This window comes from Bradyrhizobium sp. JR4.3 (assembly GCF_040547695.1).
Classification (GTDB): Bacteria; Pseudomonadota; Alphaproteobacteria; order Rhizobiales; family Xanthobacteraceae; genus Bradyrhizobium; species Bradyrhizobium canariense.
Genome location: NZ_JBEPQF010000019.1, coordinates 60,005 through 79,619 on the forward strand (window position 1 = coordinate 60,005; position 19,615 = coordinate 79,619).

General features: G+C 65.0%; 18 protein-coding genes. 9 read left to right on the forward strand and 9 right to left on the reverse strand.

From position 1 onward, the window contains the following. Positions 1 to 3 precede the first annotated feature (3 nt). From hisG to ABIB91_RS26570, 4 genes are all read left to right on the forward strand, one after another. Positions 4 to 981, forward strand: a complete 978-nt coding sequence (gene hisG, locus ABIB91_RS26555) for an ATP phosphoribosyltransferase (protein WP_354168620.1) — start codon at positions 4 to 6, stop codon at positions 979 to 981. A 112-nt stretch (positions 982 to 1,093) separates the two neighbouring features. Continuing rightward, a complete protein-coding gene (locus ABIB91_RS26560) occupies positions 1,094 to 2,155 on the forward strand; it encodes a glycosyltransferase family 2 protein (protein WP_354168622.1) in 1,062 nt (353 codons plus the stop codon). Beyond that, positions 2,152 to 2,997, forward strand: a complete 846-nt coding sequence (locus ABIB91_RS26565; protein WP_354168624.1) for a ChbG/HpnK family deacetylase — start codon at positions 2,152 to 2,154, stop codon at positions 2,995 to 2,997. The genes ABIB91_RS26560 and ABIB91_RS26565 overlap by 4 nt, the downstream gene beginning before the upstream one ends. Positions 2,998 to 3,132: 135 nt before the next feature. After that, positions 3,133 to 3,969: a DUF2076 domain-containing protein gene (locus tag ABIB91_RS26570; RefSeq protein WP_354168625.1), complete on the forward strand. Its 837-nt coding sequence runs from the start codon at positions 3,133 to 3,135 to the stop codon at positions 3,967 to 3,969. A 73-nt stretch (positions 3,970 to 4,042) separates the two neighbouring features. Here the strand turns inward: ABIB91_RS26570 and ABIB91_RS26575 are convergent, their stop codons facing one another. Next, the gene (locus ABIB91_RS26575; RefSeq protein ID WP_007596951.1) at positions 4,043 to 4,843 is read right to left on the reverse strand and encodes a L,D-transpeptidase; all 801 of its coding nucleotides are present in this window, start codon (positions 4,841 to 4,843) and stop codon (positions 4,043 to 4,045) included. A 314-nt stretch (positions 4,844 to 5,157) separates the two neighbouring features. Between ABIB91_RS26575 and ABIB91_RS26580 the strand changes: the two genes are divergently transcribed. After that, positions 5,158 to 5,937: a protein phosphatase CheZ gene (locus ABIB91_RS26580; RefSeq protein ID WP_007596952.1), complete on the forward strand. Its 780-nt coding sequence runs from the start codon at positions 5,158 to 5,160 to the stop codon at positions 5,935 to 5,937. Positions 5,938 to 6,105: 168 nt separating this feature from the next. Here ABIB91_RS26580 and ABIB91_RS26585 read toward each other — a convergent pair whose 3' ends face one another. Next, complete coding sequence (locus ABIB91_RS26585; protein WP_007596953.1) at positions 6,106 to 6,627, reverse strand: hypothetical protein; 522 nt, start codon at positions 6,625 to 6,627, stop codon at positions 6,106 to 6,108. Positions 6,628 to 6,940: 313 nt separating this feature from the next. On the opposite strand from ABIB91_RS26585, the gene ABIB91_RS26590 reads away from it, so the two are divergent. Further along, positions 6,941 to 7,237, forward strand: a complete 297-nt coding sequence (locus ABIB91_RS26590) for a co-chaperone GroES (protein WP_007596954.1) — start codon at positions 6,941 to 6,943, stop codon at positions 7,235 to 7,237. A 146-nt stretch (positions 7,238 to 7,383) separates the two neighbouring features. Continuing rightward, on the forward strand, positions 7,384 to 9,015 hold the full coding sequence (gene groL, locus ABIB91_RS26595) for a chaperonin GroEL (RefSeq protein ID WP_007596955.1): 1,632 nt from the start codon (positions 7,384 to 7,386) through the stop codon (positions 9,013 to 9,015). On the opposite strand, the gene ABIB91_RS26600 is transcribed toward groL, so the two are convergent. Then, positions 9,012 to 9,191 (reverse strand): hypothetical protein, encoded by a 180-nt coding sequence (locus tag ABIB91_RS26600; protein ID WP_354168628.1) that lies wholly within the window; start codon positions 9,189 to 9,191, stop codon positions 9,012 to 9,014. The genes groL and ABIB91_RS26600 overlap by 4 nt on opposite strands. Before the next feature lie 26 nt (positions 9,192 to 9,217). Between ABIB91_RS26600 and ABIB91_RS26605 the strand changes: the two genes are divergently transcribed. Beyond that, complete coding sequence (locus ABIB91_RS26605; protein ID WP_354168630.1) at positions 9,218 to 10,429, forward strand: hypothetical protein; 1,212 nt, start codon at positions 9,218 to 9,220, stop codon at positions 10,427 to 10,429. Positions 10,430 to 10,586: 157 nt separating this feature from the next. Here the strand turns inward: ABIB91_RS26605 and ABIB91_RS26610 are convergent, their stop codons facing one another. Next, positions 10,587 to 10,985: an META domain-containing protein gene (locus ABIB91_RS26610; protein ID WP_007614988.1), complete on the reverse strand. Its 399-nt coding sequence runs from the start codon at positions 10,983 to 10,985 to the stop codon at positions 10,587 to 10,589. A gap of 138 nt (positions 10,986 to 11,123) precedes the next feature. Continuing rightward, positions 11,124 to 12,788 carry an L-lactate permease gene (locus tag ABIB91_RS26615; RefSeq protein WP_354168633.1) on the reverse strand — a complete coding sequence of 555 codons (1,665 nt, stop codon included), beginning with the start codon at positions 12,786 to 12,788 and terminating at the stop codon, positions 11,124 to 11,126. Between the two features lie 312 nt (positions 12,789 to 13,100). Here ABIB91_RS26615 and ABIB91_RS26620 point away from each other — a divergent pair, with 312 nt between their 5' ends. Then, positions 13,101 to 14,864 (forward strand): ABC transporter ATP-binding protein/permease, encoded by a 1,764-nt coding sequence (locus ABIB91_RS26620; RefSeq protein WP_219685367.1) that lies wholly within the window; start codon positions 13,101 to 13,103, stop codon positions 14,862 to 14,864. A 245-nt stretch (positions 14,865 to 15,109) separates the two neighbouring features. Here ABIB91_RS26620 and ABIB91_RS26625 read toward each other — a convergent pair whose 3' ends face one another. The 4 genes from ABIB91_RS26625 to ABIB91_RS26640 form a co-directional block, all read right to left on the reverse strand. Then, positions 15,110 to 16,111, reverse strand: coding sequence for a TorF family putative porin (locus tag ABIB91_RS26625; protein WP_007596962.1), 1,002 nt, complete (start codon positions 16,109 to 16,111; stop codon positions 15,110 to 15,112). A 428-nt stretch (positions 16,112 to 16,539) separates the two neighbouring features. After that, positions 16,540 to 16,908, reverse strand: a complete 369-nt coding sequence (locus ABIB91_RS26630; protein WP_354168636.1) for a histone — start codon at positions 16,906 to 16,908, stop codon at positions 16,540 to 16,542. A gap of 99 nt (positions 16,909 to 17,007) precedes the next feature. After that, complete coding sequence (glcF, locus tag ABIB91_RS26635) at positions 17,008 to 18,330, reverse strand: glycolate oxidase subunit GlcF (protein ID WP_354168638.1); 1,323 nt, start codon at positions 18,328 to 18,330, stop codon at positions 17,008 to 17,010. Then, entirely contained in the window at positions 18,327 to 19,565 is a 1,239-nt protein-coding gene (locus tag ABIB91_RS26640; RefSeq protein WP_354168640.1) for an FAD-binding protein, read from the reverse strand. The genes glcF and ABIB91_RS26640 overlap by 4 nt, the downstream gene beginning before the upstream one ends. Positions 19,566 to 19,615: the final 50 nt, after the last annotated feature.

Genomic DNA, 19,615 nt, shown 5'->3' on the forward strand with positions numbered 1-19,615 from the left:
GTCATGAGCGCGCCATTCGTTCTGGCCGTTCCCTCCAAGGGCCGCCTGCAGGAAAACACCGAGGCCTTCTTCGCCCGCGCTGGGCTGAAGCTGTCGAAGGCGGGCGGCGCCCGCGACTATCGCGGCACGCTCGCGGGTCTCGACAATGTCGAGGTCGCCTATCTCTCGGCGAGCGAGATCGCCTCGCAACTGTCCCGCGGCTCGGCGCATCTCGGCGTCACCGGGGAAGATCTGGTGCGCGAGACCATCGCGGACGCCGACAAGCGCGTCTCCCTGATCGAAGGCCTCGGCTTCGGCTATGCCGACGTCGTCGTCGCGGTGCCGCAGGCGTGGATCGACGTCCGCACCATGGCCGACCTCGACGACGTCACCACCGGCTTCCGCGAGCAGCATCACATGCGGATGCGGGTCGCGACCAAGTTCATCAACCTCACCCGCGCCTTCTTCCAGAGCCAAGGCATCACCGATTACCGCATCGTCGAAAGCACGGGCGCGACCGAAGGCGCGCCGGCCGCCGGCAGCGCCGAGTTGATCGTCGACATCACCACGACCGGCGCGACCCTCGCCGCCAACGGATTGCGGGTGCTCGACGACGGCGTGATCCTGCGCAGCCAGGCCAATCTGGTCGCCTCGAGAGACGCCGATTGGTCGCCGCAGGCACGGGAGACCGCGCGAATCATCCTCGATCACATCGCGGCGCGGGCGCGGGCCAACAAATACCGCGAAGTTCGCACCCGCTTCCGCCAGTGCGACGCGGCCATGCTCACCGAGGCCCACGAGCGCTTCGGCGTCGAAGCCCCGTTCGGCGGACCGACCTCGTCGGGCATGCTCACGCTGCACTGCCCGCCGGGCCAGCTCTACGCACTCGCGAGCTTCCTGCGCGGGCATGGCGCCGAGACCGTCTCCGTGGTTTCGCTGGATTACGTGTTCGACCGGGACAACCCGCTGTTCGCCAGGCTCGAGGCGTTCCTGCGGCAGTGAGCCCAAAGTTTGTTGAGCAATTCCGTTCAGCGTAGCGACAGCAAACGGCAGCTACCATATGCTGTCGAGATGACCTTGCAAGAAAACCTGATCGCCTCTGGAACCTTGATCCATGACGCTGGGCTCTGACGTTTCCGGCATGACGACCACCGCGGCCAGCGCCGCCGCGAAGGGACTGTCGATTGTCGTCCCGCTCTACAACGAAGCGGCGGGCCTCGCCGCCCTGCACCAGCGCATCTGCGATCTCGCAAAGACCTTGCGGCAGCGCTACCACCTGGCTTGCGAGATCGTTTATGTCGACGACGGCAGCGCGGACGCGACGCTGTCGATCGCCCGCGCACTGCCGGCCGACGCGGTCGACGTCCAGGTGGTGTCGCTGTCGCGCAATTTCGGCAAGGAGGCCGCGCTGATGGCCGGCCTCGACCATGCCCGGCTCGGCGCGGTGCTGTTCATGGACGGCGACGGCCAGCATCCGCCGTCGCTGGTCGAGCGACTGGTGCGGCACTGGATCGAGGACGGCTACGACGTCGTCTATACCGCCAAGGCGCATCGCGACAACGAGCCGTTCCTGCGGCGGCTCGCCGGGCGCGGCTTCTATGCGCTGATCAATTGGGGCGCGCGCCAGAAGATTCCGGAAGACGCCGGCGATTTCCGCCTGCTGTCGCCGCGCGCGGTCGCAGCACTGCGGCAGCTGCCGGAGCGCAACCGCTTCTTCAAGGGCCTTGCGAGCTGGATCGGCTTCCGCCAGATCCGCGTCGATTACGAGCCCGCACCGCGCACCCATGGCGTGACAACCTTCAGCGCCGCGCGTCTGCTTGGTCTTTCGATCGAAGGCGTCACCTCGTTCTCGGTGGCGCCGCTGCGCTTCGCCAGCCTGCTCGGCGTGATCCTCGCCGGCGGAGCGTTCCTGTTCGGTCTGTCGATCCTCTGGGAGGTCCTGACCACCGGCAAGCAGGTGCCCGGCTATCCCTCACTCGTGATCGGCCTGATGACGATCGGCGGCGTGCAGCTCATCATGATCGGCATCGTCGGCGAATATATCGGCAAGATCCTTTCCGAGCTGAAGGCGCGCCCGATCTACTTCGTCGCCGAGCACAGTGAAAAGCATTTCGAGACCGACAAGGCCCAGGATGCTTCAAGCCTGGACGCCTCGAAGAGGACGGCGGCCGAATGAGCGCGGCCGCGCCGCCACGGCGGATCTGGCTCTGCGCCGACGATTACGGCATCAGCCCGGGCGTCAATCGCGCCATCCGCGACCTGATCGAACGCGGCCGTCTCAACGCGACGTCGGTAATGATGGTGGGACCTGCGGTCGAGCGCAGCGAGATCGAGGCGCTCCAGGCGGCGGCGCAAGCGAGCCCGCGCTGCGCGATCGGATTGCACGTGACATTGTCGGCACCGTTCCGGCCGCTCACCATGCATTTCCGCCCGCTCGACGGCGACATGTTTCTCCCGTTTCCGAAGCTGCTCCGCGCCGGTCTTGCGCGAAGGCTCGACCGCGAGTTCTTTCGCAACGAGGTCAAGGCGCAGCTGGCAGCCTTCGCGAAAGCGTTCGGGCGCGCGCCTGACTTCGTCGACGGTCATCAGCATGTGCAGCTCTACCCGCAGGTGCGCGACGGCTTTGTCGACGCAGTCGCCGAAGCCGCGCCAAAAGCCGGGGTGCGCCAGGGCGGCCGCGACCTGCCCCTGATGCAGCGGCTGGCCTCGCCAAAAGCCATGGTGCTGGATATCCTCAGCGCGCAATTCCGCCGCCGTGCCGGCAGCGCGGGCCTCAGCTTCAATCCCGGTTTCGCCGGCGCCTATGATTTCACGCAAGCGGCCGATTTCGGCGCGCTGATGCGGCATTTCCTGGAAGGCCTGCCGGATGGCGGCCTCATCATGTGTCATCCCGGCTTCGTCGACGACATCCTCACCGGGCTCGACCCGATGACGGATGTCCGCGAACGCGAGCACGCCTATCTCGCCGGCGATGCCTTCGCGCGCCTGCTGACGGACAGCGGCGTCACGCTGGGGTGAACCGGTGGAAGTTTGCGAGAAAGCCGCCCGCGAGGCAGCTTGTCGCATACCGAAATTTAATCCTGCCGGCACTGTTGGGGCCACAATGGAACCCTACATCTGCCTCGCGCTTGTTTTGCGCAAGGGAGACTGACCATGACGCCGCAGGAACGCCAGCTCGTCGACGAGCTTTTCGATCGGCTTTCGAAACTGGAAAATGCACCGCGCGATCCCGACGCGATCGCCGCAATCTCCGACGGCCTGCGCAAGGCCCCCGGCGCTGTCTATGCGCTGGTTCAGACCACGCTGTTGCAGGACGAGGCGCTGAAGCGCGCCCACAACCGCATCCAGGAGTTGGAGGCGGGGCAGGCGCCCGAGCAGGCGCAGTCCGGCGGTTTCCTGGACACCATGCGCGACACGCTGTTCGGCGGGGGTCCATCGCGCGGCTCGGTTCCGAACGTACCGCCGCGTGACTCGCGGCCGGTCGGGAACAGCGGCCAGGCGATGCAGCAGCCTCAGCCCGGTTACGGCCAGCCGCCTTATGGGCAGGCATACGGTCAGGGTCCAAATCAGGGTCCAGGCCAGGGCTATGCCGCGCCGCCGGTCGGCGGTGGCGGCTCGTTCCTCGGCACGGCGGCGGCAGCCGCGGCCGGCGTCGTCGGCGGCTCGCTGCTGCTGTCCAGCATCCGCGGCATGATGGGCGGACCGCACCAGCAGGCTTTTGGCGACACCAATGCCCTGGGCGACCGCAGCGCTGGTGGAGGCCCCTGGAGCGGCGGCGACCAGTCCGGCGGATCGCTCGCGCGCGATGCCGGCCTCGACGACATCGGCTCGAACCGCGACCGCGGCGATGCGTCCCGCCAGGGCTTCGCCGACCACGCATCGAACGACGACCAGAATTACAACGATCAGAACGACAATGACGACAATGTCGACCTCGCCGACGACGGCGATTTCGGCGGCGGAGACGATGGCGGCAGCGATTACGCCTGACGCTTCTTACCCGTGCTCCAAACGAGAACGGCCGCCGATGAGGCGGCCGTTTTTGGTTCCGGGCACTATGCGCCTACATCACGACGACCTTGGTGCCGACGTTGACGCGGCCATAGAGATCGATGACGTCCTCGTTGCGCATGCGGATGCAGCCCGAGGAGACGTTGGTGCCGATGGTCCAGGGCTCGTTCGAACCGTGGATACGGTAGAGCGTCGAGCCGAGATACATCGCGCGCGCACCGAGCGGATTTTCCGGGCCGCCTTCCATATGCCTCGGCAGGTCGGGACGGCGCGCGATCATTTCCGCCGGCGGGGTCCACGCCGGCCATTCGCGCTTGGCCGTGATCGACTTCACACCGGACCAGGTGAAGCCGGGACGTCCGACGCCAATGCCGTAGCGCATCGCACGACCGCTGCCCTCGACCAGATAGAGGAACTTGTTCGGCGTATCGACCACGATCGTGCCGGCGCTTTCGTTGCCGCTATAGTCAACGAGTTGTTTCTCGAATCTCGGATCGAACTGACGCTGCCGCGGATCGACCGCCTCCTGCTGGAGACCTGCGCCCTGTGTCTGCGGCTCGCCCATCGGCGGCAGGCGACGCTGGTCATAATAACCAGGCTGCTGTTGGTACACCGGCTGCTGCGGAGCGTAGGCCGGACCGCGGCCGGGCCCGTCGCCGAAGATGAACTCGATGAAGCCGCCGCCCATGTTCGAATTGGAGGCGACACGCACCGGCGCAGGCGGCACCTGCGGCTGGTACAGCACCGCGGGCGGATCGTTCGGCACGCTATTGTCGAAGGCGCTGGCGCTGTTGACGCCGGCAATGAAGGTGCAAGCGCTGCCAAGCAGCGCGACAGACATTTTCTTGAACATCGACGTACTCTGTACTGTTTCGTCTAGATCACATGCGTCGTGGCGAGGTGATGGCTGATCCGCACCCGCGACGTGGTCAATAAAGAGCAAAAGGCGTTTTGTTTGGTAAACGGAAACGCCATTTCGATTCACCACGTCGTCGGCAGCGGTGCAATTTGGCGATCAGCGTTTATTTTCGATGAACGCCGCGCACGCATGGTTAATCGCCCGTTTGCAAGCCGTCGCGCACAACCGCACGACAGTTCCGGCTGTGAACTTCGTGTTAAATCGCTTCTGCCTACAAAGACGCGTGAGTGAGGTGGGGGGAGTTCTTGATGGCTATTCACCGCAAACGTTTTCGTGTCGAAGAGGCTATTGTCGGCGAGATGCCAAGCCCCGAAATGATTGAGGAGGCTGCGCCGATGCATAGCGAGATCATGGCCGAGTTGCGTGCGATCCGTGCACAGATGGCGAAGGGCACCGTGCCCTTGTCCGGCAGCGCCGCCATGGCGGCGATCGACGCCTCCACCGCCCATGAGCTCTCCGAAGCCCGTACCATGCTCGATACTTACCGGGCGCAGATCGAGCAGTGCGAGAAGCTGAAGGTCGAGCTCGACCTCATCCACGACGCCATCGACCGCACCAAGCGCGAGATCGCGACACTGCATGGCAAGAGCTTCGACGGCGGCGAAATGGCCAAGGTCAATGGCGAGCTCGGCGCGGTCGTCGGCGGCACCGAACAGGCGACCCAGCAGATCCTCGAAGCCGCCGAGTCGATCGACCAGGCGGCCAGCGCGATGGCCAAGGTGCAATCGGCCGATCAGCAGAAGCGGCTCGCCGACGATATCCAGGAACGCGTCATCTCGATCTTCGAAGCCTGCAACTTCCAGGACCTGACCGGCCAGCGCATCAGCAAGGTCATGAGCACGATGAAGTTCATCGAGCAGCACATCAATTCCATGATGGAAATCTGGGGCGGTGTCGACGCGATCAAGTCCCACGTCGTGCCGCAGGTCGACACCCGCAGCGACGACGACAAGCTTCTCAACGGCCCGAAGCTCGCCGGCGACGTCGGCCACGCCTCGCAGGACGACATCGACGCGCTGTTCGACTGAGCGGACGCGACGCTACGGAAAACAAAACGCCGGCGAGAGCCGGCGTTTTTTTGTTTTGGACGTCATTGCGAGCGAAGCGAAGCAATCCAGATTGTGTCCGCGGAGGCAGCCTGGATTGCTTCGTCGCTTCGCTTCTCGCAATGACGAGTGGCTAGGCCGGCGCCGCGATCACGCCCTCGGCGCGCAGCGGACGTAGACCATGTTGCCGTAGCGGGTGGCGGCGTCCTTGTCGATGAAGCGGGTGATGAGGACGCGACCGTCGAAGGAGACGATCTCGCGGTCCTGCTCGCCGGGCGTCGGACCCGCCGGCCCGATATAATTCTTGCCGCTGGGCGACCCCTTCAGCCGCAGCTCCTGCGGTGTTGCCTGGTCCGCCAGATGCATGATCACGCCGCCGGAGGAGCCGGCGGTGATCACGTAAGGATTTTTGCATTGGGCCCGGGCGGCAGCCTCGGTGCGGGCGCGGTCGGCCGGGTTCTGGAACGAGGCGAGGCCCCAGCGCCCAACGATCTCGTCGGCGCGGATCGACGCGGGCATTTCCGGACCGGTGCCGGGCTCGGCCTCGGGGGGCGGTGAGGACGAAGAAAAGGACGGCAGGCTCATGCCGCCGCCGCAGGCGCCAAGCAGCAGCGCCAGGCAAGAAGCCGCCGCCAGATTGGCGACCGTGCGCGCGTGAGCTGAACTGATCATGGCATTCCCCCGGACAAAACCATGGCCGCACCCCTTCCGCAGCCAAGCGCAAAACCGCTGCCGGAGCAATGACGTCCTTTAATACGCCGGCGCCCCGAACAAGTTTCCAATGTCACCATCCTATATCCGTCTCACCAATCGCTTAACCACCTTTGCTTGACAGGATCGCGGCCAAGCCATATTCCCGGACGCACCATTAGCACTCTGAAAGATGGATTGCTAACGCGCGCCGATCGATCCTCGGGAAGGGTGGACGGAAGCGCCGCCCGCCCACTTTCACTCCTTCCGAAGCGAGCCTCCAAAGGGAAACGTCATGACTAAATCCAAATTTCGTCCGCTGCATGACCGTGTCGTGGTCAAACGTATCGACGCCGAGTCAAAGACCAAGGGCGGCATCATCATTCCGGACACGGCCAAGGAAAAGCCGTCCCAGGGCGAAGTCGTCGCCGTCGGCCCCGGTGGCCGCGACGAGGCCGGCAAGCTGATCCCGATCGACCTCAAGGTCGGCGACCGTGTGCTGTTTGGCAAGTGGTCGGGCACCGAGGTCAAGATCGACAACGATGAGCTCCTGATCATGAAGGAGTCGGACATCATGGGTGTGATGGCCTAAGGCCAGACGCCTGAACGGCCGCTGAATGCATGCCCGGGTCACTCGATCCGGGCATGCATCATTCCGCCGGGTTCGATCGCAGATCCCGGAATGAGGCGACCCAATAAACAAGACACATCACGAAAATAGAAGAGGAATTGCAGACCATGGCTGCCAAAGACGTCAAGTTTTCCGGAGACGCGCGCGATCGCATGCTGCGCGGCGTCGACATTCTCGCCAACGCCGTCAAGGTGACGCTCGGCCCGAAGGGCCGCAACGTGCTCATCGAGAAGTCGTTCGGCGCGCCCCGTATCACCAAGGACGGCGTCACCGTCGCCAAGGAGATCGAGCTCGAGGACAAGTTCGAGAACATGGGCGCCCAGATGGTGCGTGAGGTCGCCTCCAAGACCAACGACCTCGCCGGCGACGGCACCACGACCGCGACCGTGCTGGCCCAGTCCATCGTGCGCGAAGGCGCCAAGTCGGTTGCCGCCGGCATGAACCCGATGGACCTCAAGCGCGGCATCGACATCGCGGTCGCGGCCGTCGTCAAGGACATCGAGAAGCGCGCCAAGCCGGTCGCCGCCTCCTCCGAGGTCGCCCAGGTCGGCACCATCTCGGCCAACGGCGATGCCGCCATCGGCAAAATGATCGCGCAGGCGATGCAGAAGGTCGGCAACGAGGGCGTCATCACCGTCGAGGAGAACAAGTCGCTCGACACCGAGGTGGACATCGTCGAGGGCATGAAGTTCGACCGCGGCTATCTCAGCCCCTACTTCGTGACCAACCCCGAGAAGATGACCGCCGAGCTCGAGGACGCCTACATCCTCCTGCACGAGAAGAAGCTGTCCGGCCTGCAGGCCATGCTGCCGGTGCTTGAAGCCGTGGTGCAGTCGGGCAAGCCGCTCGTCATCATCGCCGAGGACGTCGAGGGCGAGGCGCTGGCCACCCTGGTCGTCAACCGCCTCCGTGGCGGCCTGAAGGTCGCCGCCGTCAAGGCGCCGGGCTTCGGCGACCGCCGCAAGGCCATGCTCGAGGACCTCGCGATCCTCACCGGCGGCCAGCTGATCTCCGAAGACCTCGGCATGAAGCTCGAGAACGTCACGGTGAAGATGCTTGGGCGCGCGGGCAAGGTGGTGATCGACAAGGAGAACACCACAATCGTCAAGGGCGCCGGCAAGAAGCCGGAGATCGAGGCCCGCGTCGGCCAGATCAAGGCCCAGATCGAGGAGACCACCTCGGATTACGACCGTGAGAAGCTCCAGGAGCGTCTCGCCAAGCTCGCAGGCGGCGTCGCGGTGATCCGCGTCGGCGGCGCCACCGAGATCGAGGTCAAGGAGAAGAAGGACCGCGTCGAGGATGCGCTCAACGCCACCCGCGCCGCGGTGCAGGAAGGCATCGTCCCCGGCGGCGGCGTCGCGTTGCTCCGCGCCAAGAAGGCGGTCGGCCGTCTGACCAATGCCAATGCCGACGTCCAGGCCGGCATCAACATCGTGCTGAAGGCGCTGGAAGCCCCGATCCGCCAGATCTCCGAGAACGCGGGCGTGGAAGGCTCGATCGTCGTCGGCAAGATCCTGGAGAACAAGTCCGAGACCTTCGGCTTCGACGCCCAGACCGAGGAGTATGTCGACATGGTCGAGAAGGGCATCATCGACCCCGCCAAGGTGGTGCGCACCGCGCTCCAGGACGCCGCCTCGATCGCCGGCCTGCTGGTGACCACCGAGGCCATGGTTGCGGAGTCGCCGAAGAAGGACGCCGCGCCCGGCATGCCGGGCGGTGGCGGTATGGGCGGCTTCTAAAGCCGTCCGTTCCATTGCAGTGTTGCGAAGGCCGCCTCCGGGCGGCCTTCTTTTTTGGCAATCGTGCCCCGTGCTTTCCAATTCAACCGGCGGCCAAAACCCACTACGGTGACGCCCGATTCGAATTGTTTGGGCATGATCTGATCGGAAAACCGCTCCACATTTTTCCGGATCATGCCCCATTGCCTCAGGGATTTCCTCGATGCGCGCGCTTGTGTTTTGCTCCACGGCCGTTCTGGCGGCTCTGCTTGCAGTTTCGCCTGAGGTCGCATCCGCCCAGATGAAGCTGTCGCCGAAGGCCACGGCGCCCGGCGGCGTCGAGACGCGCTATTTCACCTCGATCGACGGGCTGATGGACGGCAATGCCGACGTGATCCTGAAGGAGACACGCCAGGGCAAGACCGTCACCGCAGCCGTGCTCGACGTCTGTTATCCCGTCGCGAAGAATTCCGACCGCAAGGACCGCTTCGTCGTCAATCTCCAGGTCGCCGGCCAGAACCTGACGGGTACGACGCAGAGCCTCGGCGCGAAGGCGCCGGTCACCGTCAAACTGCTGCGCAAACAGGCCGGAGACACGTTCGAATTCCGCGGCCAGATCAGCATCGGCCAGGCCGTGACCGAGGTCACCTCGCCCGACAATTCCGATCTCAGCGAGAAGGAATTCCTCGACAACCAGACCTCCGACGACGGCATCACGCCGCAGCCGAAGGATTTCACCGACGTCTCGCCGGAAGCGATCGCGGTCAAGGTCAAGCTGGATGCCGCGACCGAGTTCCTCAAGAGCCTGAAGGGCCAGGACGTCGAGGTGACGCTGGCGAGCCTCACCGTCGGCTGCGACGCGCTGCGCGCGGGCGAGCAGACCATCAACATGTCGGTCGATCCGGAGCGCGCCGGCGCGCTGCTGGCAAAATTCAAGGCGACGCCCGGCGTCACCGCCGCGGGCTGGACCGCGGGCATGACCGAGATGGACCGCACCATCCGCATTGCCGCCGCCGACTGGCGCGAGGGCGACAAGATCAACCGCGACAAGCTCGCGGCCGCGGTGGCCGGCGTGCTGAGCAGGACGCTCGCGGCAAAGCCGGTCTCGCAAGGCTTCAACCCGGCGACCGGCAAGCTCAAGCTGGTGTTCAAGCGGCCGAACCAGGATTTTCCCGCGCTCGAGCTCACCGACACGATCGAGGTCGCGGGCCTTGTCTCGCCCGACAAGCCCGGCACGACCGACAAGCTCATGCTCTGGGTCGGGAATCCCGTGACCACGACCACCGACGAGAGCAGCGGTGCCAAGCTCAATCTCTCGGACGAAGCGACCGCCGACGAGGAAGGCGATCAGCCCGACGACAACGGTTCGGTCGAGGCGCTCGTGAAGGAGCTGAAAGGCCAGCGCTGGGACGCCGACAAGTCGGTGTGGAAGTAGCTCGCTGAACTATCGTGCCCCGGACGCAGTGCAGCACGTCAGTGATGCGCTGCTGAGCCGGGGCCCAGAAGCCGCGCACGAGATCGACGATAGATAACTGGGTCCCGGCTCTGCGCAGCAGCGTTGCACGCTGCAGCGCGTCCGGGACGCGAGAGATCTAATTCCCGTTGACGCGGAAGCGCAGCGGCTTGGGGCCGACGAGCGTGAGCACGTCGCCCTGGCGCTTCCAAGTCTCGACGCTGCCCAGCGCTGCAACGAGATCGTCGTCGGCCTGGGCCCGCGCCGGCGGGCAGGAGCGGTCCTGGATCTGGCCGGGCACGAAGATCACGGTGTTGCCGGCGACCGAGAACTGGCCCTTGCCACCCTTGCACCAGAGCTCCAGCACGACCTCGCCATTGTCGCCGATCTCGATGTTTGGAATCCGCTTCGACCCCGGCTGCGGCAGCGCCTCCAGCGTCATCTCGGTGCCGAACGGAAAACCGTCCTCCGCACGCGCGAGCGTGGACATCGCGAGCATTGCAACCGCCGCGCACACCGTCTGCCTGAACGAAACCATGAGACCTCTCGACCGACCTGATTTGCGGCACCTTCTATAAGACGGCGGCGCCGTTGAGAAGGTTCGCCCATGCACGACGCAAAAATCCCCGCGAGGACCAACCTCGCGGGGATTTGCGTCGAAGGCGGGCGTGGCCTGCTACTTCAGCACCATCGCCGTGAACGGCCAGACATAGGCCTGCAACGTCACGAACACGCCGACCAACGAGGCCAGCACGATCGAGTGCCAGAACACGAAGCGCAGGATCGTGCCCTCATGGCCGTACCAGTTGGTCGCGGTCGAGGCGACCACGATCGACTGCGCGTCGATCATCTTGCCCATTACGCCGCCGGACGAGTTCGCCGCAGCCATCAGGATCGGCGACAGGCCGAGTTGCTCCGAGGTGATCTTCTGCAGGTTGCCGAACAGCACGTTGGAGGCAGTGTCCGATCCCGTCAGGGCCACGCCCAACCAGCCGAGCAGCGTGCCGAAGAAGGGATAGAGCACGCCGGTTGCGGCGAAGGCGAGGCCGAGCGTCGCGTCGACGCCGGAGAGCCGCGTCAGCGTACCGATCGCGAGCATCGCCGAGATCGTGATCAGCGAGATCGCGCACAGCCGGATGGTACGCCCGTATTCCGTCAAGAGCCGGCCAGGACCGACGCCCATCAGGAAGCCTGAGATGATCGCCGCAATCAGCATGCCCGTGCCGGTGAAAGAGAGATAGGTGAAGCCGAACACCGCGCTCTCTTTCGTCGGCCCTGGCGCGACCGGCGGCATCTTGTTGATCATCTGATGCAGCTCGGGAACGGGATAGTTCCAGGTGAAGATCGAATTCGCCCAGGTCTTGAATCCACCATTGCCCCAGATCAGCATCACGATACAGACGATGATCCACGGCAGCAGCGCGCTGAACAGCTCGCTCTGCGTCAGCGGCGTCTTGTCCATCGGTTTTGCCGCAGCCATGGTGGCGGCCGATTCATCGCGGCCGCGCAGCGCGGGGGACAGCCAGAGCTGCCTCGGCTGCCAGACCTTCAGGAACAGGATCAGCGCGCCCATCGAGATCAGCGATGCGCCGATGTCGACGATCCAGGGATTGATGAAGTTCGAGATTAAGAATTGCGGGACCGCGAACGACACGCCGGTGACCAGGATCGCCGGCCAGACATCCTTCATGCCCTTCCAGCCCGCGAACGCCCACACCACCCAGAACGGCACGATCAGCGAGAAGAACGGCAATTGCCGGCCGACCATCGCGCCGAGGATATAGGGATCAAGCCCGGTGACCGAGGCTAAGCCCTGGATCGGTGTGCCCAGCGCGCCATAGGCGACCGGCGCGGTGTTGGCGATCAGCGACAGGCCGCTTGCTGCAAGCGGCGAGAAGCCGAGGCCGATCAGGACGGCGCCCGTGATCGCGACCGGCGTGCCGAAGCCCGAGGCACCCTCGAAGAACGCGCCGAACGAAAACGCGATCAGCAGCAATTGCAGCCGCCGGTCCTCGGTGACGCCGCCGACCGCGCGCTTGAGCAATTCGAAGCGTCCGGTGCTCACCGTCACCTGGTAGAGGAAGATGACGTTGAGAACGATCCAGCCGATCGGGAAAAAGCCTGTCACGATGCCCAGCACCGAGGCGCGGATCGACATGTTCGCCGGCATGGTGAAGACGAAGATCGTGATCAAATTGGCCACGATCACGGCGACGATCGCCGCGATATGAGCCTGGACGCGGCCGCTCGCGATCAGGACCAGCAATGTGACGACAGGGACTGCCGCCGCGATCGTCGACAGCACAGGACTGTGCAACGGGTCATAAACTTGATTCCACATGATCTTCCTCCCCCACGCATGTGTGCTGCAGGCGGCCCGCGTGGACAGCCGATCCTGCTTGACGCTGAAGCGATAACCCCCGAGCCGGACGCGAATTCCTCGCGAATGCAGCGGTTCCCGTCCGCTCACAAGCTCGCGAAATCCCGGAGGCCCCCACCCCGCGCCGATGAGCCCCATGCTAGGGTTGCAAGCTGCGACAAGCCAACGCAAATTGCAGGACTCGCGACTTTAGTCTAAGCGCGCCGATTTCCGCCGTCGTCCCAGGTCTTTGGCCCGGGCAGTTGTGCACATCCCCTCAGGAGACAGAGCTCTGTGAAGAACATCAGCGCCACGCTCGCGATCGTCTGGCGAATCGCCGCCCCGTATTTCCGATCGGAGGACAAATGGGCCGGCCGCGGTCTGCTCGCCGCGGTCATCGCGATGGAGCTGGCGCTGGTCGCGATCGACGTCCTGGTCAACCAATGGCAGAACCGGTTCTACAGCTCGCTGCAGGCAAGCGACTGGGATAGCTTCGTCCGGGAGATCTGGATCTTCATCGGCCTCGCCTCCGCCTTCATCGCGCTGGCGGTCTACAAGCTGTACCTGAACCAGTGGCTCCAGATCCGCTGGCGGCAATGGCTGACCCGGCACTATCTCGGCGAATGGCTGCAGGGCGCCACCCACTACCGCATGCAGCTCAAGGGCGATGCGGCCGACAACCCGGACCAGCGCATCACCGAGGACGTCAAGAACTTCGTCGAGCAGACCCTGACCATCGGGCTCGGCCTGCTCTCGTCGATCGTGACGCTGTTCTCCTTCGTGATCATCCTCTGGGGGCTTTCCAACGCCGCGCCGTTGCACCTGTTCGGCGCCGATCTGATGATCCCCGGCTATCTGTGCTGGGGCGCGTTGGTCTACGCGATCTTCGGCACGGCATTGACGCACTGGATCGGCGCCCCGCTGGTCAATCTCAATTTCGAGCAGCAGCGCTTCGAGGCCGACTTCCGCTTCAACCTCGTCCGCGTCCGCGAGAATTCCGAGCAGATCGCGCTGCTCAAGGGCGAAGGCGCCGAGCGCGGCCGGCTGCTGGATCGCTTCGGCTTCGTGATCGGCAATTGGTACGCCATTATGAGCCGTACCAAGCGCCTCACCGCGTTCACCGCGAGCTATCAGCAGGCCGCCGTGATCTTTCCCTACGTGCTGGTGGCGCCGGCCTTCTTCGCCAAGAAGATCCAGCTTGGCGACATGATGCAAACCGCTTCCGCCTTCTCGAGCGTACAGGGCGCATTGTCGTTCTTCGTCACGGCGTACCGATCGCTGGCGGAATGGCGCTCGATCGTCGCCCGCCTCGACGGCTTCGAGATGTCGGTCGATGCGGCCGCGCACCTGCCGCCGCACGAGCCTGCGATTGCCCTCAAGGCCGCCGGCGGCAATCGCAATATCGCCCTCGAACAGCTCTGCGTGAACCTGCCGAGCGGCACGCCGCTGGTCGCCGCCGATGCCTTCTCCGTCCAGACGCCGGAGCGCGTGCTGGTGACCGGACCGTCCGGCTCCGGCAAGTCGACGCTGTTCCGGGCCATCGCCGGCATCTGGCCGTTCGGCACCGGCACCATCTTCGTCCCGGAAAAGGCGAAGCTGATGATGCTGCCCCAGCGCCCCTATTTCCCGGTCGGCGTGCTGCGCGACGCGGTGGTCTATCCGGCCGCGCCGGGCGCGTTCGAAACCTCACGCGTCAGGGATGCGCTGATCGCGGTCGGGCTGCCCGACCTCGCCGAGCGGCTTGAGGAGGAGGGTCATTGGAACCGGATGCTGTCGCTCGGCGAGCAGCAGCGGCTCGGGCTCGCCCGCGCGCTCCTGCATGCGCCGGACTATCTGTTTCTGGACGAGGCCACGGCCTCGCTGGACGAGCCGTCCGAGGCCCGCCTGTACCGGCTGCTGGCGGAGAAGCTGCCACAGGCCACCCTCGTCTCGATCGGCCACCGCTCGACGCTGGAAGCCTTCCATACCCGCAAGGTGACGATGGTGAAGCACGGCGCGATCCACGTCCTCGGTGACGGTGGTGTGCCGGTCGAGAAGGAGCCGAGCGCGGCACGCTGAGACGGCTCGACCAAGCCCTGAGGCTATCGCCCTTCGTTGCGGCCATCCTTCGAGACGCCCGCCCTTGGCGGGCCCTCAGGATGAGGTCTGTCCTCGCGGTGAAAACCGTGCCCCCTCATGGTGAGGAGCCCGCCGGAAGGCGGACGTCTCGAACCATGCAGGCCCTCAGCCTGCGCCCCAAAGCCCCAAAGCAAAAGGGCGGCAGGTTGCCCTGCCGCCCTCATCAAGTCGCTTCGGGAAGAAGCTTACTTCAGGTTGCTCATCGCCGTCAGGTCGAAGGACAGCTTGGCAATGCCGGCCGCGCCGCACCAGTTGGATCCAGCGCCGCCCGGATTGATCGCGGTGACGTTGGTGGTGCCGGTGGCGTTGAAGGCGCTGGTGAAGGCGTTGCAATCACCCTTGTTCAGGTCGGTGTCGGAGTAACGCAGATCCAGCGTGAACACCTTGTAGGTGAAGCCGATGCCGATGTTCCAGGTGTTGTAGTCCTTGTAGGGGATACCGTTGGCGAAAACGGTGCCGACGCCGGTGCCGTAGAAGGCGTCCGAAGTTCCGAACCACTGCCGGCCGAACTCACCCGACACGTACATGCCCATGCCGGAGGGACCGAAGGCCGTGCTGGGCGCCGTGTATTTGGCGGTCAACGAAGCGTAGTTGCCCCAAGCACCCGAGTTCAGGAAGTTCGGCGAGTAGTACTCGGTCGCGCCGACCGTGAAGCTGTCGTTGATGGTGTAGTTCACCTTGCCGTAGACTTCGACGAAGCTGACGTCCTTCTTCATGACGTTGCCGTCGGCGAGGAAGATCGTGGTCGTGCTGACGCCGCAGACGTTGCCGCCGGGAATGCCGCCGGTGAGCACGTTGTCGGCGCAGCTGCCGCCCGGATACAGGTAGCCCCAGACACCGATGTCGAACGCGAAGGCGCCGAAGGTCGGGCGGATACCGCCGTAGATGTCGACTTCAGCAGCGGCGCGATTGGCGAAGGAGATGCTCTCGGCGGACACGCCGACGTACAGCTGGAGGTCCTTGTTGACGTTGTAGCGCGGCTCGAAATAGGCCGCGACCGACGCTTTGTGGTTCGACTGCGTGACGCCGCGGAAGATGTAGTCGCTCATGATGGCGCCGCCGAAGGCGATATCCCAGGGATCGAACGCAACCACCGGGGCCTTCTTAGCCTTCACCGCCATGTCTGCCGCGAAAGCCGAGCCCGTCACCATTGCCAGCGCCGTTGCCAACAAAGCCACTTTTTTCATTTCGATCCCCATCACCAGTTCTATGACCCCAGCCGGATCCCGGAAGCCCCCGGAACGCACGACCTGATTGCAAATTTCGTAACTGCGGCAATCTGGATGGAGTGGCGCAAACCGAGAAGCAAAAAACGCGGGCATCTGCCGACTTTTTGGGCGTTCTGACGATTCCACGGCAGGTTGTCAGCCTGTGTGTCTTCTCGAACACATTATTTGCAATCCAAAGTGCACTGGGAGGCCCGGGTTAGTACGGGTCCTGCGGCACCGTGCTGCCCGCGCCACGAATCAGGTTGCTTCCGGACAAGACCATCCTCCGCGCGCCGTCGCGCGATGCAAAAAGGCCGCAGCATCACCGCTGCGGCCTTCCTGTTGTCGATCATGGTCGTCGGATTGGACCCAGCCCTTTGGCCTAACCTTGAGCCTGAACCTTGGGCCTAACCTTGTCCTTCGGCCGGCGTCGAGTCCGCAGAAGACGAAGGCATCGCCCAGCTTGTCTCGGCGGCGGGCTCAGGAGCCGGAGCTGCCGGCGTTGACGGCTTCGGCGCGGGAGCTGCCTTCGCCTTCTTCGGCGCCGCTTTCTTCGCAGCCTTCTTGGCGGCCTTCTTGGGCGCAGCCTGCTTAGCGGCCTTCTTGGCCGCCTTCTTCGGCGCGGCCTTCTTCGCAGATTTCTTTGTAGCCTTCTTGGCAGACTTCTTCGCAGACTTCTTGGCTGCCTTCTTTGCGGTCTTCTTCGCCGCTACTGCCTTCTTGGCCTTTTTGGCCTTTTTGGCCTTCTTGCTTTTTTTCTTCTTCGCTTTCGCCATCGTGGTCCTCCTGTTGCCGCCGAACAATGGTCGATCGGGTGTCTTCAGCCGTCACCTCCGGACGAAAGCTCAGCCCTCGAAAGCTCGGTCTTCGAAAGCTCAGTCTTGCGCGTTCAATGCCGGCCGCGACCCGCCCGTAGCCCAATCGAGAAGCTCAATCGTGTGTACGACCGGAACTGACGTGCCACTGGCAATCTGCACCATGCAGCCGATATTGCCTGTGGCAATCATGTCCGGCTTGACGCTCGCGATGTTGGCGACCTTGCGATCACGCAACCGGCCCGCAAGCTCGGGCTGGAGAATGTTGTAAGTCCCCGCCGAACCGCAACACAAATGGCTCTCGGGCACATCTTTCACCACGAATCCGTTATTGGAAAGCAATTCTTTCGGAAGGCCCGTGATTTTCTGCCCGTGCTGCAACGAACACGCAGAGTGATAGGCGACGACGATGTTGTCCTGTCGCGCCGTGGCCGCGAGTCCAAGGCCGGCGACATATTCAGTGATGTCCTTGGCGAGCGCAGAGACCTTCGCCGCATCGGCGGCAAGCGCAGCGTCCTCGCGCAGAAGGTAGCCGTAGTCCTTGATCACGGTGCCGCAGCCGGACGCGGTCACCAGGATGGCGTCGAGCCCCTCGCCGGCCGCTTCCGCGCGCCACGCCGCGACATTGGCGCGAGCCCGCGCCAATGCGTCCTGGTCGTTGCCGAGGTGATGGGTCAGCGCGCCGCAGCACTGCTCGTCCCTGACCAGGACGACCTCGATGCCGTGGCGCGTGAGGAGACTGATGGCAGCCTGGTTGATGCGCGGCGCCAGCACCTGCTGGGCACAGCCCTGGAGCAGCGCGACCCGGCCGCGCTTCTTGCCGAGAGCCGCGAACACACTGCCGGCGGCGGGCCCCGGCGGCGGCAGCCGGCTCGGCGCCAGCGCCAACATCGCCTTCAGGCGCAGGATCAGGCCGGGCGTCGCCCACGGCCGGGGCGTCGGCAGGAACGCGGCCAGCGGGCGGGCCAGCCGCGCCAGCACCATGCTGGCGCGGAAACGCTGCGGGTCCGGGAGGACGAAGGCCAGCACCCGGCGCAGCAGCCGCTCGGCCAGCGGCCGCTCGTAACGCTGCTCGATCCTGACCCGGGCCTGATCGACCAGATGCATGTAATTCACCCCCGAGGGGCAGGTCGTCATGCAGGCCAGGCACGACAGGCAGCGGTCGACATGTTTGACCACTTCGGCCGTCGGCGTCTGGTCCTTCTCCAGCATCTCCTTGATCAGATAGATGCGGCCGCGCGGGCTATCGAGCTCGTCGCCAAGCAGCACATAGGTCGGGCAGGTTGCGGTGCAGAAGCCGCAATGGACGCAGGCGCGCAGGATCTTGTCGGCTTCCGCGATGTCGGGATCGGCGAGCTGCGCGAGTGAGAATTCGGTCTTCATGCCGCAACGCCCCGCGACAGCCGGCCCCGGTTGAGGATGGTCTTCGGATCGAAACTGGCGCGGACCCGCTCGCTCAACGCGGCAAGGCCAGGGGCTTGCGGGTGGAATACATCGACCGTGCGCCTGATGTCCTCGGCCGCCCGGATCAGCGTGGCGTGCCCGCCGGCCGCATTCGTACGTTCGCGCACGGCCGCGGCATGCGCGTCCGGCTTCGGTGGCAACGCCGCCCAGATCAGTCCACCACCCCAATCGTAGATCAATTCGCCGCCGGTCTCGCGCGCCAGCAGCGTCCCGAGCGCCGCGCCCGACGCCGGCGGACAGACGATCCGCCAGACCGGCCACGCCCCCAGCGCGCCGTCAGCCGCGAACGGCAGCACGTCGCGGATCGTGGTCCACAGCGCCGCTGACACCGTGTCCTCGACGAGAGTTGCGGTTCCGAACGGCGCCAGCAATTCGCGCAGCGAGCCGGCACGGTGAGCGGCCGAGGCGGTAATGCCCTCGAGCCGCAGCACGGTCAGCGCCTCGCTTTGGCCTGCGATATCGCCGAGACCTTCGATCTTGGTCCGGAACGCCGATGTCGGCAGATGCGCGGCCCCGGAGACGTCGAAGGGCGAGCCGAGCGCCGCCGTCATCGCCTTGTTCGCGGCGGCATCGTCGAGCCCGCGCAGCAACAGCGTCCGCTCCGCCTCCGGCTTCGGCATCACCTTCAGCGTGACCTCGGTCATGATCGACAGCGTGCCCCAGGAACCCGCGAGAAGCTTACAGAGGTCGTAGCCCGTGACGTTCTTCACCACCTTGCCGCCGGTCTTGAAGCTGTCGCCGAAACCGGAGACAGCATGCGCCCCAAGCAGATGGTCGCGCGCCCCGCCCGCCTTGATCCGGCGCGGACCGGCCAGGCCAGCCGCGATCATGCCGCCGATGGTGCCGAGCGCGGGCGTGCCGAGCAGCGGCGCGGTGTTCATCGGCTCGAAGGCGAATTGCTGGTTCTTGGCATCGATCAGCGACAGCACGTCGGCCAGCGGCGCCCCGGCCTGGAGCGTGACAATGAGTTCGTTGGGCTCATAGGCGGTGATGGCATTCAGCGCGGAGACGTCGAGCACGGCGTTGGTCGCCATCGCATGACCGATGGCACGCTTGGAGCCATGGCCGATGATCTCGAGCGGCTGCTCATTGGCAATCGCCGCGCGCACCACCTCTTCGACGTCTTTGGCGTCTCGTACCTTGAGCGTATCCACGCCTGTAGCGGGTACCGAAGTTTGCAGCGAAAATCAAATTTGGCGCGTTG

Excerpts from the sequence above, each read along its gene's own strand:
- ABIB91_RS26565 (WP_354168624.1), top strand. The coding sequence starts at position 2,152 with ATGAGCGCGGCCGCGCCGCCACGGCGGATCTGGCTCTGCGCCGACGAT.
- ABIB91_RS26585 (WP_007596953.1), bottom strand. The coding sequence starts at position 6,627 with ATGATCAGTTCAGCTCACGCGCGCACGGTCGCCAATCTGGCGGCGGCT.
- ABIB91_RS26630 (WP_354168636.1), bottom strand. The coding sequence starts at position 16,908 with ATGGCGAAAGCGAAGAAGAAAAAAAGCAAGAAGGCCAAAAAGGCCAAA.
- ABIB91_RS26590 (WP_007596954.1), top strand. The coding sequence starts at position 6,941 with ATGACTAAATCCAAATTTCGTCCGCTGCATGACCGTGTCGTGGTCAAA.
- ABIB91_RS26560 (WP_354168622.1), top strand. The coding sequence starts at position 1,094 with ATGACGCTGGGCTCTGACGTTTCCGGCATGACGACCACCGCGGCCAGC.
- groL (WP_007596955.1), top strand. The coding sequence starts at position 7,384 with ATGGCTGCCAAAGACGTCAAGTTTTCCGGAGACGCGCGCGATCGCATG.
- ABIB91_RS26610 (WP_007614988.1), bottom strand. The coding sequence starts at position 10,985 with ATGGTTTCGTTCAGGCAGACGGTGTGCGCGGCGGTTGCAATGCTCGCG.
- glcF (WP_354168638.1), bottom strand. The coding sequence starts at position 18,330 with ATGAAGACCGAATTCTCACTCGCGCAGCTCGCCGATCCCGACATCGCG.
- ABIB91_RS26600 (WP_354168628.1), bottom strand. The coding sequence starts at position 9,191 with ATGATCCGGAAAAATGTGGAGCGGTTTTCCGATCAGATCATGCCCAAA.
- ABIB91_RS26625 (WP_007596962.1), bottom strand. The coding sequence starts at position 16,111 with ATGAAAAAAGTGGCTTTGTTGGCAACGGCGCTGGCAATGGTGACGGGC.
- ABIB91_RS26615 (WP_354168633.1), bottom strand. The coding sequence starts at position 12,788 with ATGTGGAATCAAGTTTATGACCCGTTGCACAGTCCTGTGCTGTCGACG.
- ABIB91_RS26575 (WP_007596951.1), bottom strand. The coding sequence starts at position 4,843 with ATGTTCAAGAAAATGTCTGTCGCGCTGCTTGGCAGCGCTTGCACCTTC.
- hisG (WP_354168620.1), top strand. The coding sequence starts at position 4 with ATGAGCGCGCCATTCGTTCTGGCCGTTCCCTCCAAGGGCCGCCTGCAG.
- ABIB91_RS26570 (WP_354168625.1), top strand. The coding sequence starts at position 3,133 with ATGACGCCGCAGGAACGCCAGCTCGTCGACGAGCTTTTCGATCGGCTT.
- ABIB91_RS26605 (WP_354168630.1), top strand. The coding sequence starts at position 9,218 with ATGCGCGCGCTTGTGTTTTGCTCCACGGCCGTTCTGGCGGCTCTGCTT.
- ABIB91_RS26580 (WP_007596952.1), top strand. The coding sequence starts at position 5,158 with ATGGCTATTCACCGCAAACGTTTTCGTGTCGAAGAGGCTATTGTCGGC.